The following is a 13,606-nucleotide window of genomic DNA, read 5'->3' as shown; positions in this document are numbered from 1 at the left end:
AAACATGAACAGTACAAATCGAAATAGCTTTCGCGGCGCGGGCGTTCTGATGGCGCTGGTGGTCAGTTCGATGCTGGCGTACTTCTGGCCGGTTTTTACTGAGTCATTCGATCCTTTTCGTTTGAGTTCCAAGGCTCTTTCGGGACTGGTCGTGGTGACGATGTTTTGCCTGGGGTTGGTCGTCCAGCGGCATGAATTGACGGAGCTTCGGCAACGACCCTTGACCGTGTTTCTGGGCGTGGCCGTCCAGTGCACGTCGATGCCTGCGCTGGCCTGGTTGGTGGTGCGGACCTTGAGGCTGGACGGTCCGTTGTCCTACGGCGTGTTGCTGTGTGGTTGTGTCCCGGGAGCGATGGCGTCGAATGTGTTAACGATGACCGCGCGCGGCAATGTCAGCTACAGCGTCAGTCTGACTTCGGTGGCGACGTTGCTTTCTCCGGTGACCGTTCCGGTCGCATTAGTCGTCGTCGCGGGGCTGGAAACAGGGGCCGAAGTTTTTAAACCGGCAAAGATGGCGGTGACGTTGTTGTTGACGGTGGTCGTTCCGGTGATCGCGGGGTACTGGGTCAAGTGCCGGAGTGAAGTCGTCAGACGTCACGCCGTCGCGGTCGCACCGCTGCTGGCAACGTTTGCCTTGTTGTGGATCATCGCGTCGGTGGTCGCCGGCAATCGAGATCGATTGTCACAGGTTGCGATTAGCCTGCTGGCCGGACTGTTGGTGATGAACGTGCTCGGTTATTTGGGCGGCTACACCGTCGGGCGGATCGCGAAGATGCCCGAAGCGATGCGCCGCGCGCTGACGTTGGAAGTCGGCATGCAAAACGCGGGGCTGGGAACCATGCTGGCGGCCACCTTGCTGGGCGCCGATTCGCCGGCGCAGATTCCGACCGCGGCGTACACGTTCGGCTGCATGTTGACCGGGACACTGGTCGCAGCGGTTTGGGCGGGGAAGGGGCAGGCGGGATAAGAACGCAAGCTGGAAGCTTACGCTACTTATTCCATGGAGTTAGGGAAGGTTGGGGTTGGTGAACAGGGCCAGGCCGAAGCCGGCTTGCCAGTCATCGGCATCGCGTCCTTCGGTGGTGACCATGTAGCGTCCGTAGCTGGTCAAGCGGATTCGCGGCGTCCACCAAAAATGAACACCGACTTCGGGGTAGATCGCCGCCAGGGAGCCCGAGATGCGTTCGTCGTCTTCGCCGTGTTCATCGATGAACCCGTCATCGTCGTTGTCGATCCAGTCGTCGTCGGCGGAAACCACTTCTTTGGCGTATCCGGCGTAAACGCCTGCGCCGACGAAGGGCGCTAGCCGGCTGGGCGTTTGCAGCCGCAGCCCCGCGTCGAGACCGGTGAACCAGTCGTCGCCGTTGCCCATGCCCATCAACGAGGCCCGCGCGGTCATGAAACTGGTCGCATACATTTCCGCTCCGATGTCGACCGTGAACAGCCCGTGGTCGGCATCGGTTCGTTTGGTGACGCCGCTGGAGACGAACAGGCCGGTGGCGTCTTCTTGGAATCGCGCATCGGCGGCCTGTTTGAGCTTGCCCAGCACGTCACTCTTCTCCGCTCCGTCGCAGTACTTTTCGGCGTATTCGGGGTCCTCCATCGCCCACCGCGATCGCAGGACTCCGGTCGGCAGCGCGCAACCGAGCTGCGTCAGCGCGGTGACGGTTATCGCCAGCATCGGGGCAAACGCTCGGTCGGGGATCACGGTGAATTCGCATTGACGATGGGAGGGGGCAGGGTTTCGCGATCATCCCTAACAAAACGAACGGGGCAATGTCAATCGCCGCTGACGGAGGCACGGAGGCTGGAGAGAGGTAGGAAGATTTTGGGGGTAGGAAGGTTTTGGAGGTGGGAAGGTTTTGGAGGTGGGAAGATTGGCTAGATCGTACGGATGGTGCAGCTCATCATTTTCTTACCTCCGAAATTTTCCTACCTCATTTCCGTACCGGCTAACACAGACGCCCAAACGCTTGTTCGAAACGGCTAATCCCAGGTGCGATCTAATTCACTCAACAAGTCGTCGACGAATTCCGTTATCTCGAATGGAAGCTGAAATGGGATGTGCAGATCACGGCAACTCGCTCAACCGCTGTCTCAATTTGCGCAAGACACGGGATTTGGCTTGATAGACGCTCGCGACAGATAGCCCGGTCGTCTCGGCGACCAGGGATGCGGGCCTATTTTCGATCGTCGACATCCAGAAAGCGTTCCACGTCGCCGGTTCGAATTCTGTTTCGACCGATTTCAAGACCTGTCGCACCAGCGGGCTGCTGATCGAGTCGCCGTCGATCGACTCATCCAATGAGTCCGCTTTCTGTTGCAGTCGTGTCAACGCCTCCGTGCCGCCTTCGGCTGGTTGTCGGCCGGCGAGCTTTCGAAAGTGATCCCGGACGCGATTCCGCGTGATCGTGGCCAGCCAGCTTCGAAAGCTGCCTGAGTCCTTCTGACGCTCGAATCCGTCGATGCCCCTCGCGACCGAGGCGAAGACCTCTTGAACCACGTCCGACGCATCCGTTTCGGCGATGCCCGAGGTGCGGCACCAGCGATACACAATCGGACCAAACGTCTCCACCAGCCGGCTCCACTGGACCGGATCGTTCTGTTTCACGCCTTGCAAAAACGGATCGGACAGCGTCGGGTGCTCGTGGCGTCGCAGGTCATCGGGATTGGCATTCATAGGGAAAAGTGTAACCGAATCCATTTTCGGAAATTGGTGTCAGACGCCTGCGTTCATCTAAAGGGACGCCAGTGGCGCGTGTTGACCGTGGTTTTATCGCCCGCCGGTCGCTCACGCGTCCCGCTGGCAAACCTTTCCCATGATGATGACTTGAACCTGACTGGAAACACGAGGAGAATACGATGATGACAGTGACCGAGTGCCCGACGGCGGAACGATTAAGAGCTTATTCGCTCGGGCGGCTGCCCGAGGCCGACAATGACGAGCTTTTCGAACACCTGCGTTCCTGTACCACGTGTCAGGCCGAATTGGAAACGGTCGACGACGCTGAAGACTCATTGATCAGCGAGCTGCGGGCGAGGGATCCATTGGCAAGCCTGGCCGACGAGCCCGATTGCAAGCTGGCGATGGTCAAAGCGTTGGGGGCGTTGGCCGCCGCCGATGAACTTTCCGCCACCGAATTGCAGGACATCCCGCAGACGATCGGCGAGTACGAAATCGTCCGCTTGCTCGGCCGCGGCGGGATGGGCAAGGTGTTCTTGGCGCGGCACAACAAACTCGGTCGTCACGTCGCCGTGAAACTGCTGTCCGGTCACCGCTTGGCCGACCAACGCACCCGCGATCGTTTTGATTCCGAGATGCGCGCCATCGGCCAGCTAAGCCACCCCAATATCCTGACCGCGCATGATGCTCGCGAAGTGGACGGGACGGCGGTTTTGGTGACCGAGTACATCGACGGACTGGACCTGGGCGAGCTGGTCGCAAAACACGGTCCGGTCTCCGTCGCGGATGCCTGCGAGGTCATTCGCAAAGTCGCCGCGGCGCTGCAGTACACCAGCGACCAAGGGTTTGTCCATCGCGATGTCAAACCGTCCAACATCATGATCAGCCGAAAGGGTGAAGTAAAACTGTTGGACCTGGGGCTGGCACGCTACCAATCCGGCCGGGAGCAGGAATTGACTGCGGCGGGACAGGCGATCGGGACGGCGGATTATGTTTCACCGGAACAGGTGACCGACGGTCGTGAGGTGGATTGCCGATCGGACATCTATTCGCTCGGATGCACCCTGTTCAAACTGCTCTCGGGTAATGCGCCCTTTGCGGATCAGGCGCACCAAACGGTGTTCGCCAAGATGACCGCCCAGGTCAGCGAGACGCCGCCGAGTCTCGCCGATCGGGTTCCAAATTGTCCGCCGGCGCTCGTGCGTCTGGTCGATTCGATGTTGGCCAAGGATCCCTCCAGACGTCCACAATCACCCAGCGAGGTGGCTGGAACGTTGGCGACATGGTCCGCCGGGCATGACTTGGTTCGTCTGGTTGAAAACGCCGTCGCATTGGAAGCCAAGACCCAGCCGTTACCGCAGTCGACGACGACGCAATGCAAGCCGTGGTATCGACGTCCGGTTCCCATCACGACGGCGATCGCGTCGGGGTTCCTGGGGGTGTTGCTCGGGTTGCTGATGGGATTGTTCATCAAAATCACGTTCCCCGACGGAACCGTGTTCCAAGCGCCCCTGGATGGGGCCAAGTTGGAGGTGTTGCGAGACGGTGCCGCCAGCGACGCGGACTCCGCTGACGCTGCCAAGCCCGCAACTCCCGAAGGACCTGCCGACCGACTCGGAGCCCTACAGAACGATGTGCTGGAAACACTCTCGGGACTTTGGCTGCTGACCGCGTATGACGTACCCAACCGCGTGGTGCCCGAAGGCATGCTGTTTGCCATTGACCAGGCCGAGTTCTATGCGGTCACCAAAAAAGATGCTCAGACCGATTGGCAGGTTTCCGCGGGCAAGATCACCAGGCTGCAAAAGGACCAGTCCGGGCTGCACCTGACCATGGCCGATCAAGGCACGGGCAATGTCATCCCGGTGACGTGCCGATTCCCGGATCCAAACACGATGGTGATCGGGTTTGATCCGTTCCTCCGTACCCCGGAAATGCCGTTTCAGGGAACACTTCAGAGCGAAGGAGGCATTCCACGTGAATACCGTTTCAAGAGACTGGGAAGCTTGGCCGAGATCGATGCCATGCCGCGGCCCACAGGATCGGACGATGCCAAGGCGCTTGCGATGATTCAACAGTTGAGGAAAAAAGGCGCTGATCAGTTTGTCGCTCCGAAAAGAAGGAACGCCTCGGAGATCACCCCGCAGACCCGTTTGCGTAATCAGCTCAAGCAAATCGGAGTCGCGTTTCACAATTTCCATGCCGTCTACCGCAAATTTCCCGGCTCGGTCAATCTGCGCGAAGGCTCGGTGGGTGACCGAAACCAAACGATTCAGCCTTTCAGCTGGCGCGTCGCCATCTTGCCCTTTATTGAGGGGAACGCCTTGTTCGAGCAGTACAAGTTTGATGAGCCCTGGAACAGCGAAAACAATCTCAAACTGCTCGATCAGATGCCGGAAGTCTATCGCAGCCCAAATGCGTCAAAGGACCAACCCAGCGGTCACACCAATTACCTCGGCTATGCCACCGGGAACAGTGCGCTCGGAACCGAAGACGGAGTTGGATTGCAAGACTTCCTCGACGGAACCAGCAACACGCTGCTCGTGATCGAATCAAAGCAAAGCGTGCCGTGGACCAAGCCGGAGGACTTGAGCTGGGATCAAGAGGCTGAGTTCTTTGAACCGTTGACCTACCTGATGGCCGACGGCAGTGTGCACACGATGGAAAAGCTCGATCGGGAGTTGCTCAAGAAACTGATCACCCGCGACGGCGGCGAAGTGATTGCTCGTTGAAGAGGGGGCGTGGTGATGGCAGAAGAAAAGAGTGAGGACGGAAAGACAAGAAAATAGGTGACAGGAAAAGAGTGCCGGTGACTTCATTTTCTTGTCACCGATTTTCCTGTCTACTTGTTGTCACATTTCTGCCATCGGACTCTCCATCACCTTACCCGCAGAAATTATCAACCACGCCAATGCCCTTGACGCCTTGGCGACGGAGCTGAGCGGCGGCCAATGCGACTTCCGATGGGCTGGTTCGGCGGGCGTCACGGACGATCAGGCTGGAGTCGACCGCGGCGGCGATTTGAGGTGTCGCCCAGGCACCGGCAACGGGGCCGTCGAACAACAGCAGATCGAAACAACCGTCGAGTTGTTCGAGCAGCAGGTCGATTTCCGTGGGAGTGATCGGCACGCCGCGGTGACCGGATAGTACCAGCGGCAGCAGCGTCACGCCGTCTTCGATTGACGCGATCGCGGCATCTTCGATGCGCTCACCCTGGCGGATCGCGGCAACCCAATCGGTTTCGACTTCGAGACGCAACAGTTCCGATTGGCTGGGCGTGTCCAGATCGATGTCGATCAAGGCCACTCGCACGCCGGTGGCGGCTGCGGCAATGGCGGTGCCGATCGCAACGGTCGAACGCCCTTCGCCCGAGCTCAGACTGGTCACCAGCACGCTGCGAAGGCCTTCACGCACCGATTGGCCGAGGTGTTCGGCGATCGATCGAAAGAACGCTTCGTCAAAAAACAGTTCCGCGACGGTGGAGGGCAGGTCAAACGCGTCGACCTCCCATGTCGCACCGGCCCAGCGGGCGGCCGTTGAATCGTCGGCGATCGTGTTCGTCAGGGGCGGAGCATGTGCGTCAGCTTTCGCGTCATAGGAAAACTCCTCTTCGGCTTGTTGCTCGACCGCCTCGACCAACGCGTCGAGTTCGTGAGTGATCACGTTTCCGTCTCGAACGTCGGCTGTATCCGGGATGGGGGCAACTGCTGTCGAGGCGGTGGGCTCAATGGAATCGGCGCAGGCAGCTGGTTCGGCTTGCACTGTCGGCTCTGCTTGAACGAGCGGCTCTGCTTGAACGACCGGCTCTGCCGACTCGACGGTCGGGGCGGGTTCGATCGGGTTCGGCATTGGGTGCGCAGTCTGCGGACGATCAATCCGCATGACCTGTCCTTCGGGCTGATCGATCCAGACTTCACTGGCGGCGACGAAGGTGTCGGACACCGTGATCGATTGGCTGAGCAGTTTTTCGAGTGCTTCGTGATCCTCCACCGGTGCCGGTGGCAGATGCGAAGACGGCGGGGACGCGTGCGGCGGCTCGACGACCTGACGGACAGACGCTTCGGCGACCACCTTGGCAACCGGTGCAGCGATTGCATCGGCGAGGTCACTGCCGGCGAGGTCATTGCCGGCGGATTCATTGCCGGTGGGGGCGTCGTTGGGATGCAGGCCTGCGCGACGACGGTTGCGTGTGTAGGCGCCGATAAACGTCTGGTTGGTCTTCATGGTTTGGTTCGTTTTCAATCAGGAGGACAGACAGGTCGCGACTGCAAGTGCTGCACGGTCAGACTGGCGTTTCGGCCGCGTCGGGCGACGAAGCGTTGGGGCCTACTGCTGTTCGGAGTCTTCCCAGGCTTTCAAGATTTCCAAAAAGTTGCCGATCGCATACGGCGTGTCGCTGTACCGCAGGCCATCTTCCAGCCGCAGGCGGTCTTCCATTCCGGCGGGCAGGTTTCCGGCAGGCAGTGGATCGGAATCGACATCGGTTGCGGCGGTCGGTGGAACATTTGGCGATTCGCCGCTACGAAACGCGACGACCGACTGATTGGAATCAAAGCTCGGCGGAATGTTGGGGACTTCGTTTGCCGAGGGGGCGGGCGGGATGTCTTGGTCGGCCAGGTCGAATTCCCCAGGCAGGACCGCCGAGGGCTCGCCAAGCATGCTCGCCGGTGTGGGTGCGTCAGCGATCGAGCTGGTTGGGGCGTCGACGGGTTCGGTGGAAACGTCGGCGGCGTGGGATTCCTGTGCGATCAGCGTTGACGAGACATTGTCCGAATCGGTCTGCGGCGGTTCTGCGGCGGCCGAGTCATCCATCAGCTGAATGTCTTCGGTGATCACCACGATGGTTTCACCCAGGTCTTCGGCGTCGGCATCGGTCAAACGAGACGGATCTTCGGTCGTACCGGTCTTGTTGAATCCGCGTCCGGAGAAGAACGCCAGGGTGACCATCAGCAACACCAGCATCACGATGGCCGATCGCGTCGCCCAGGACGCTTTGGCGGTGGCCCAGTTCATCGATTCGTCGCGGTAGGCTGCGACGCGCGATTCATCCGGCGATTCGCTGCCGTCGCGTGATGGTTCGAGCGGCGAAGGATCCGAATCGGAATGCTGGCCGATGCCACCGGGCATCGCGGAATCGGAGCTGACCGGCGAGATCGGTCCGGAGTGGCTGAGGTGGCTGTGGTTTCCCGAAGGCGGATCGACATGGCTGGCCGGAGGCCCGCTGTGGGCGTCGTGGATGGAGAATCGTGCGGCGTCGCGTTTTCGCAGCAAGCCTTCGGGCGTACGATCGGGCAGTTCAAACAGCGTGGGCAGGAGATCAGCCGCCGAAGCGACCCGTTCAGCCGTCGGGTCGGGGATTTCCTGGAATTCCCCCCTGTAGGAAGGGGCTGGCGTTTGCGGCGCGTTGCTCGGACGAGCAACTTTCGGCGATTTCTCGGCCCGAAAGCGTCCCGGTCGCGAACGTTTGGCGTTATTGGTCGTGTCTCGTTCCTGATCCATCAGTGATTTTCCGCAGCGAGTTTCCACGCCTGTTCGGCACAAGAAAGTCAGAAAACCCCCGAAATCGGCCCATCCGTGGAACCGTTTCACCTGGGGACCACCGACCGGCCCTGGTAAGGCTTCATCGGTGTTTCTCTGTGTCTGTCTTCAGGCTTTTGCGGAATAGCGAAACTTGAGCGGTTACGGCAAGGCTGAATGTCGTCTTCTCGCCGACTTTCGTGGTTCGCCTTGTGAATTTCCGCCGGAGCACGAGAATACGGGCTTCAAGAGCCCACACTCGATAGTGATTTTAATGATGCTGCAAGCCAATTCGACCGCCGATCTCCTGTCCGAACTCGTTCGCGACCGCATTCTGCTGCTCGATGGGGCAATGGGGACCATGATCCAGCGATTGGGGCTGGATGAAGCGGGCGTCCGAGGGGATCGGTTCGCCGATCACCACAAGGATCTGAAGAATTTTTCGGACATTCTGTGCCTGACGCACCCCGAAAAGATCACGGACATCCACCGGGCCTATTACGAGGCCGGGTCGGACATCGTCGAAACTAATTCCTTCGGTGCCTCGCCGGTGGGCATGGTGGAGTTTGATCTGCCGCTGGAGCTGGTGGATGAAATCAACCGTGCCGCGGTCGCCTGTGCACGAAAAGCGGCCGACGAGTGGACTGAGCGAACACCCGACAAGCCTCGTTTCGTCGCCGGTTCGATCGGTCCGACGACGATGCAGCTGGCGATCAGCACCAAGGTCGACGATCCGGCCTTTCGCCCCACGACGTTTGAAGCGATGCGGGCCAGTTACCGCGCCCAGGTCGAATCGCTGGTCAATGCCGGTGTCGACATTCTGTTGCCGGAGACGGCGATCGACACGTTGAACTTGAAATCCTGTCTGTTCGCGATCCAAGATTATTTCAATGCCGGTGGGCGCCGCGTCCCCGTGATGGTCAGCGGCACGTTTGACAAGGGCGGCCGAACGTTCGTCAGCGGTCAGTCGGTCGAAGCGTTCTTCACGGCGCTGGAGCATTTTCCACTGCTGTCGGTCGGTATGAACTGTGCCCTGGGGCCGGATGTGATGCGTCCCCACATCGAAGCCCTGTCCCACGTCGCGGGAATCCCGATCAGTTGCCACCCCAATGCCGGGTTGCCCAACGAAATGGGCCAGTTCGATCTCGGTCCCAAGGCGATGGCGGACATCGTCGGCGAATTTGCCGACAACGGGTGGATCAATATTTTGGGCGGCTGCTGTGGCACCACGCCGGACCACATCCGTGCGATGGCCGAGCGTGTTGCGGGGCTGAAACCGAAGCAGGAAACTCCCGGGCCGGTCTACACCCGTTTGTCCGGTTTGTTGCCGATGGTGATGCGGCCCGAAGTGCCCTTCACGATGGTCGGTGAACGAACCAATGTCACGGGCAGCCGCAAGTTCGCTCGACTGATCCGCGACGAAGACTACGACACCGCAGTCGAAGTCGCGCGTGAGCAAGTTGAAAACGGCGCGACCATCATCGACATCAACTTCGACGACGCGCTGTTGGACGGTGCCGAGGCGATGGTCCGTTTTTTGAGGTTGATCTCCGGCGATGATGTGACCGCGTCGGTGCCCGTGATGATCGATAGCAGCAAGTGGGAAGTCATCGAAGCGGGGCTGCAAAACGTCCAAGGCAAGGCGATCGTCAATTCGATCTCGCTCAAGGACGGCGAAGAAAAATTCATCGAGCGTGCCAAACTGGTGCGGCAATACGGTGCCGCGGCGGTCGTGATGGCGTTCGACGAAAAAGGCCAAGCGGCGACCGAGGACGAGAAGGTGCGGATTTGTAAACGCGCCTACCAGATCTTGGTCGATCGCGTCCACTTTCCGCCCGAAGACATCATCTTTGACCCCAACATTCTGACCGTCGCCACCGGGATCGCCGAACACGACAACTACGCGGTCGACTTTATCAACGCGATTCGCCGGATCAAACAGGAATGCCCGGGGGCGAAAACCAGCGGCGGTGTCAGCAACATCAGCTTTTCCTTCCGCGGCAACGACCGCGTCCGCGAGGCGATGCACAGCGCGTTCTTGTATCACGCGATCGAAGCCGGATTGGACATGGGCATCGTCAATGCCGGCCAGCTGGAAGTCTATGAAGAGATCCCCAAGGATCTGCTCGAGCACGTCGAGGACGTGCTGCTCAATCGCCGCAGTGATGCGACCGATCGATTGCTGGAGCTGGCCGAGACGTTCAAGGGGACCGGCATGAAAAAGGCCGGCGAGGACTTGGCGTGGCGTGACGCACCCGTCGCCGAGCGGATGAAGCATGCCTTGATCAAAGGCATCGATAAATTCATCGAACAAGACGCCGAAGAAGCTCGTCAGAGTTTTGACCGCTGTTTGCAAGTCATCGAAGGTCCCTTGATGGACGGCATGCAAGTCGTCGGCGACCTGTTCGGCGAAGGGAAGATGTTCTTGCCCCAAGTCGTCAAATCGGCCCGCGTGATGAAGAAGGCGGTCGCCTACTTGGAACCGTTCATGGAGGAAGAAAAACTCGCCGCGGGTCTGGAGAATGCTTCGGCGCGGGGCAAGTTTTTGATCGCGACGGTCAAGGGTGACGTCCACGACATCGGCAAGAATATTGTCGGCGTGGTGTTGCAGTGCAACAACTTTGAGGTCATCGATCTGGGCGTGATGGTCAGCGCCGACGCCATCCTGGACGAAGCGGTCAAGCACAACGCCGACATCATCGGGCTGTCCGGGCTGATCACGCCCAGCTTGGACGAGATGATCAGTGTCGCCCGCGAGATGAAACGTCGCGGGATGAGCGTGCCGTTGTTGATCGGCGGGGCGACCACCAGCGCCAAACACACGGCCGTCAAAATTGCACCGGTCTACGAATCGCCCGTCGTGCATGTGGTCGATGCCAGCCGCAGCGTCGGCGTCGTCGAGCGTTTGCTCAGCGAGGAGCATCGAGACGCTTTCATCGCCAAAAACGCGGAAGATCAAGTCAAGTTGGTGGCGAGTTTTAAAGAGCGGAAACAAAAGCTGGTGCCGTATGCCGAAGCGCTCGAAAAACGATTCGCAACCGATTGGGAAAACGTTCGCATCGACCAACCGTCGTTTACCGGAACCCGCGTCTTGCAAGACATCTCGATCGCGGAGATCCGCGAGTACATCGACTGGTCACCGTTCTTCATGACCTGGGAATTGAAAGGCAAGTATCCCAAGATCTTTGACGACGCGGTCGTCGGCGAAGAGGCCAAAAAGATCTATGACGACGCGAACAAGATCTTGGATCAAATCATCGCCGACGGCAGCGTGAAGGCTCGTGCGGTGTACGGTTTCTGGCCCGCGGCCAGCGACGGTGACGACGTGATCTTGTACACCGACGAGTCGCGTCAGACCGAGCTGACGCGTTTTCACTTCTTGAGACAACAGTGGGAACGCAAGGGGCAAAAGGACTTCCGCAGCTTGGCCGACTACGTCGCCCCGGTCGACAGCGGCCGCCAGGATTACATCGGCGGGTTTGTCGTCACGGCGGGAATCGGCGCCGCCGAACTCGCGGCGAGTTACAAAGCCAAGCATGACGATTACAACGCCATCATGGTCCAAGCGGTCGCCGATCGTTGTGCCGAGGCGCTCGCCGAGATGCTTCACCAGCAAGCCCGCCGCGATTGGTCGTATGGTGCCGAAGAAACGTTGTCCACCGAACAGTTGATCGACGAAGCGTATCGCGGCATCCGTCCCGCCGCCGGCTACCCGGCCTGTCCCGACCACACCGAGAAACGAACGTTGTTCGATCTGCTCGACGCCGAAGCCAACACGACGGTCGAGCTGACCAGTTCGTACGCGATGACGCCGGGCGCCGCGGTCAGCGGATTGTACTTTGCCCACCCCGATGCCCGTTACTTCGCCGTCGACCGAGTCACCAAAGACCAGATCGAAGACTACTCGCACCGCAAGGGCAAGCCGGTCGCGGAGATCGAAAAGTGGCTGACGCCCAACCTGGCGTACGAACCGGAGTAGGGTTGGGACCGCACACGTTGGTGTCCAGCCTTGAGGCGCAACCTGGTCGCTGCGGAGCAGCGAAATGAGCGGCTAAAGCCTGGACACCAGCGCAGGTTGGTGTCCAGCCTTCAGACGCATCCCGGTCGCTGCGGAGCAGCGAAATGGGCGGCTAAAGCCTGCACACCAGCGCAGGTTGGTGTTCAGCCTTGAGGCGCAACCCGGTCGCTGCGGAGCAGCGAAATGGGCGGCTAAAGCCTGGACACTAGCGCAGGTTGGTGTCCAGCCTTGAGGCGCAACCCGGTCGCTGCGGAGCAGCGAAATGAGCGGCTAAAGCCTGCACACCAGCGCAGGTTGGTGTCCAGCCTTGAGGCGCAACCCGGTCGCTGCGGAGCAGCGAAATGAGCGGCTAAAGCCTGCACACCAGCGCACGTTGGTGTCCAGCCTTCAGGCGCAACCTGCCTCCAGGGACTTCACCGGTGGTTACCCGACGTTTCGCGGTAGGCGGTGGCCATGATGTCGTTGGTCGCCATGCCGAGTTCGCCGGTCACCGTCGGGGGGCGGCCGGAGAGAAGGGCGTCGGTGAAGTCGCTGATCAGTGGGGCGTGCAAATTGGCGTGCGGCGGATGCGACTCGGTACGGCGTCCTTCCGCGGTGATGATCGTCAAGTCGCCGCCGTTGAGGTCTTCGGTGGTCGCTCGACCGTCGGTGCCGACCACTTCCAAACGGTCCGGTGTGTCGACGGTGCCGAAGTAGCATTGCAGCACGCCATGGCACCGGTTTTCGAATTCGATCAGCAGCGACGCCATGTCTTCGGTGTCATGTTCCGGCGATGGGGCGCAGGATGCTTGGACGTGTCGCGGTCTGCCGAAGAGTTGCAGGAACAAGTCCAATCGGTGGCTGCCGATGTCCATCAGCGGGCCGCCGCCACCGAGGGCTTTCACGACCCGCCAGTCTTCGGTGGGGAATCGTGTCGGATTGCCCGTCGTCGCCAGGATCGAAAGCGGACGCCCCAGGGTCCCGTCGGCGATCAATTCGGCCAACCGCAAGACGACGGGATAAAAACGCCGGTAGTACGCCACGCCCAAGGTGACTTTGGCCGTGGAACAGGCGGTGATCATCCGCTGGCATTCCGCTGGCGAATAGGCCATCGGTTTTTCGACCAGCACGTGTTTGCCGGCTTGGGCGGCGGCGATCGTTTGAGCGCAATGCCGGTAGACCGGAGTGGCGATGTAGATGGCGTCCAGGTCTTCGCGGGCAAACAGTTGCTTCGCCGACGTCGTCAACGTGGGGATGTCGAATCGTTTTCCAAAATCCTCCAGTAGGTGTTCGGTCCGCCGGCAGGCGGCCGCCAATTCGGAGCGTTCATCGGCGATAATCGCGTCGGCAACCCGTTTGCTGGCGATATCGCCGCACCCCAGCAATCCCCAGCGTATCGTCATGATGCG

General features: G+C 60.2%; 8 protein-coding genes. 3 read left to right on the top strand and 5 right to left on the bottom strand.

From position 1 onward, the window contains the following. Positions 1-4 precede the first annotated feature (4 nt). Positions 5-967 (top strand): bile acid:sodium symporter family protein, encoded by a 963-nt coding sequence (locus TBK1r_RS33755; protein ID WP_145220072.1) that lies wholly within the window; start codon positions 5-7, stop codon positions 965-967. Between the two features lie 39 nt (positions 968-1,006). Here the strand turns inward: TBK1r_RS33755 and TBK1r_RS33750 are convergent, their stop codons facing one another. Both TBK1r_RS33750 and TBK1r_RS33745 read right to left on the bottom strand, forming a co-directional pair. Beyond that, on the bottom strand, positions 1,007-1,708 hold the full coding sequence (locus TBK1r_RS33750) for a hypothetical protein (RefSeq protein ID WP_419580659.1): 702 nt from the start codon (positions 1,706-1,708) through the stop codon (positions 1,007-1,009). A 363-nt stretch (positions 1,709-2,071) separates the two neighbouring features. Then, a complete protein-coding gene (locus TBK1r_RS33745) occupies positions 2,072-2,680 on the bottom strand; it encodes an RNA polymerase sigma factor (RefSeq protein ID WP_145220069.1) in 609 nt (202 codons plus the stop codon). Positions 2,681-2,862: 182 nt separating this feature from the next. Here TBK1r_RS33745 and TBK1r_RS39310 point away from each other — a divergent pair, with 182 nt between their 5' ends. Next, positions 2,863-5,415 carry a protein kinase domain-containing protein gene (locus tag TBK1r_RS39310; protein WP_419580658.1) on the top strand — a complete coding sequence of 851 codons (2,553 nt, stop codon included), beginning with the start codon at positions 2,863-2,865 and terminating at the stop codon, positions 5,413-5,415. Between the two features lie 151 nt (positions 5,416-5,566). On the opposite strand, the gene TBK1r_RS33735 is transcribed toward TBK1r_RS39310, so the two are convergent. Further along, on the bottom strand, positions 5,567-6,907 hold the full coding sequence (locus tag TBK1r_RS33735) for a P-loop NTPase (protein WP_145220067.1): 1,341 nt from the start codon (positions 6,905-6,907) through the stop codon (positions 5,567-5,569). Between the two features lie 102 nt (positions 6,908-7,009). Continuing rightward, positions 7,010-8,182: a RodZ family helix-turn-helix domain-containing protein gene (locus TBK1r_RS33730; RefSeq protein WP_145220065.1), complete on the bottom strand. Its 1,173-nt coding sequence runs from the start codon at positions 8,180-8,182 to the stop codon at positions 7,010-7,012. Positions 8,183-8,477: 295 nt separating this feature from the next. Here TBK1r_RS33730 and metH point away from each other — a divergent pair, with 295 nt between their 5' ends. Next, complete coding sequence (gene metH / locus TBK1r_RS33725; protein ID WP_145223275.1) at positions 8,478-12,179, top strand: methionine synthase; 3,702 nt, start codon at positions 8,478-8,480, stop codon at positions 12,177-12,179. 452 nt (positions 12,180-12,631) lie between these two features. Here metH and TBK1r_RS33720 read toward each other — a convergent pair whose 3' ends face one another. Then, positions 12,632-13,600: a Gfo/Idh/MocA family protein gene (locus TBK1r_RS33720; RefSeq protein WP_145220063.1), complete on the bottom strand. Its 969-nt coding sequence runs from the start codon at positions 13,598-13,600 to the stop codon at positions 12,632-12,634. Positions 13,601-13,606: the final 6 nt, after the last annotated feature.

The organism is Stieleria magnilauensis (assembly GCA_007753675.1).
Lineage (GTDB): Bacteria > Planctomycetota > Planctomycetia > Pirellulales > Pirellulaceae > Stieleria > Stieleria magnilauensis.
The sequence above is the reverse complement of the archived record's forward strand: the minus strand, read 5'-3'. Positions and strand labels throughout refer to the sequence as shown.

What these genes read in the sequence shown, in the direction of transcription:
- TBK1r_RS33755 (WP_145220072.1), top strand. Translation starts at nt 5, where the DNA reads ATGAACAGTACAAATCGAAATAGCTTTCGCGGCGCGGGCGTTCTGATG.
- TBK1r_RS33745 (WP_145220069.1), bottom strand. Translation starts at nt 2,680, where the DNA reads ATGAATGCCAATCCCGATGACCTGCGACGCCACGAGCACCCGACGCTG.
- TBK1r_RS39310 (WP_419580658.1), top strand. Translation starts at nt 2,863, where the DNA reads ATGATGACAGTGACCGAGTGCCCGACGGCGGAACGATTAAGAGCTTAT.
- TBK1r_RS33735 (WP_145220067.1), bottom strand. Translation starts at nt 6,907, where the DNA reads ATGAAGACCAACCAGACGTTTATCGGCGCCTACACACGCAACCGTCGT.
- TBK1r_RS33730 (WP_145220065.1), bottom strand. Translation starts at nt 8,182, where the DNA reads ATGGATCAGGAACGAGACACGACCAATAACGCCAAACGTTCGCGACCG.
- metH (WP_145223275.1), top strand. Translation starts at nt 8,478, where the DNA reads ATGCTGCAAGCCAATTCGACCGCCGATCTCCTGTCCGAACTCGTTCGC.
- TBK1r_RS33720 (WP_145220063.1), bottom strand. Translation starts at nt 13,600, where the DNA reads ATGACGATACGCTGGGGATTGCTGGGGTGCGGCGATATCGCCAGCAAA.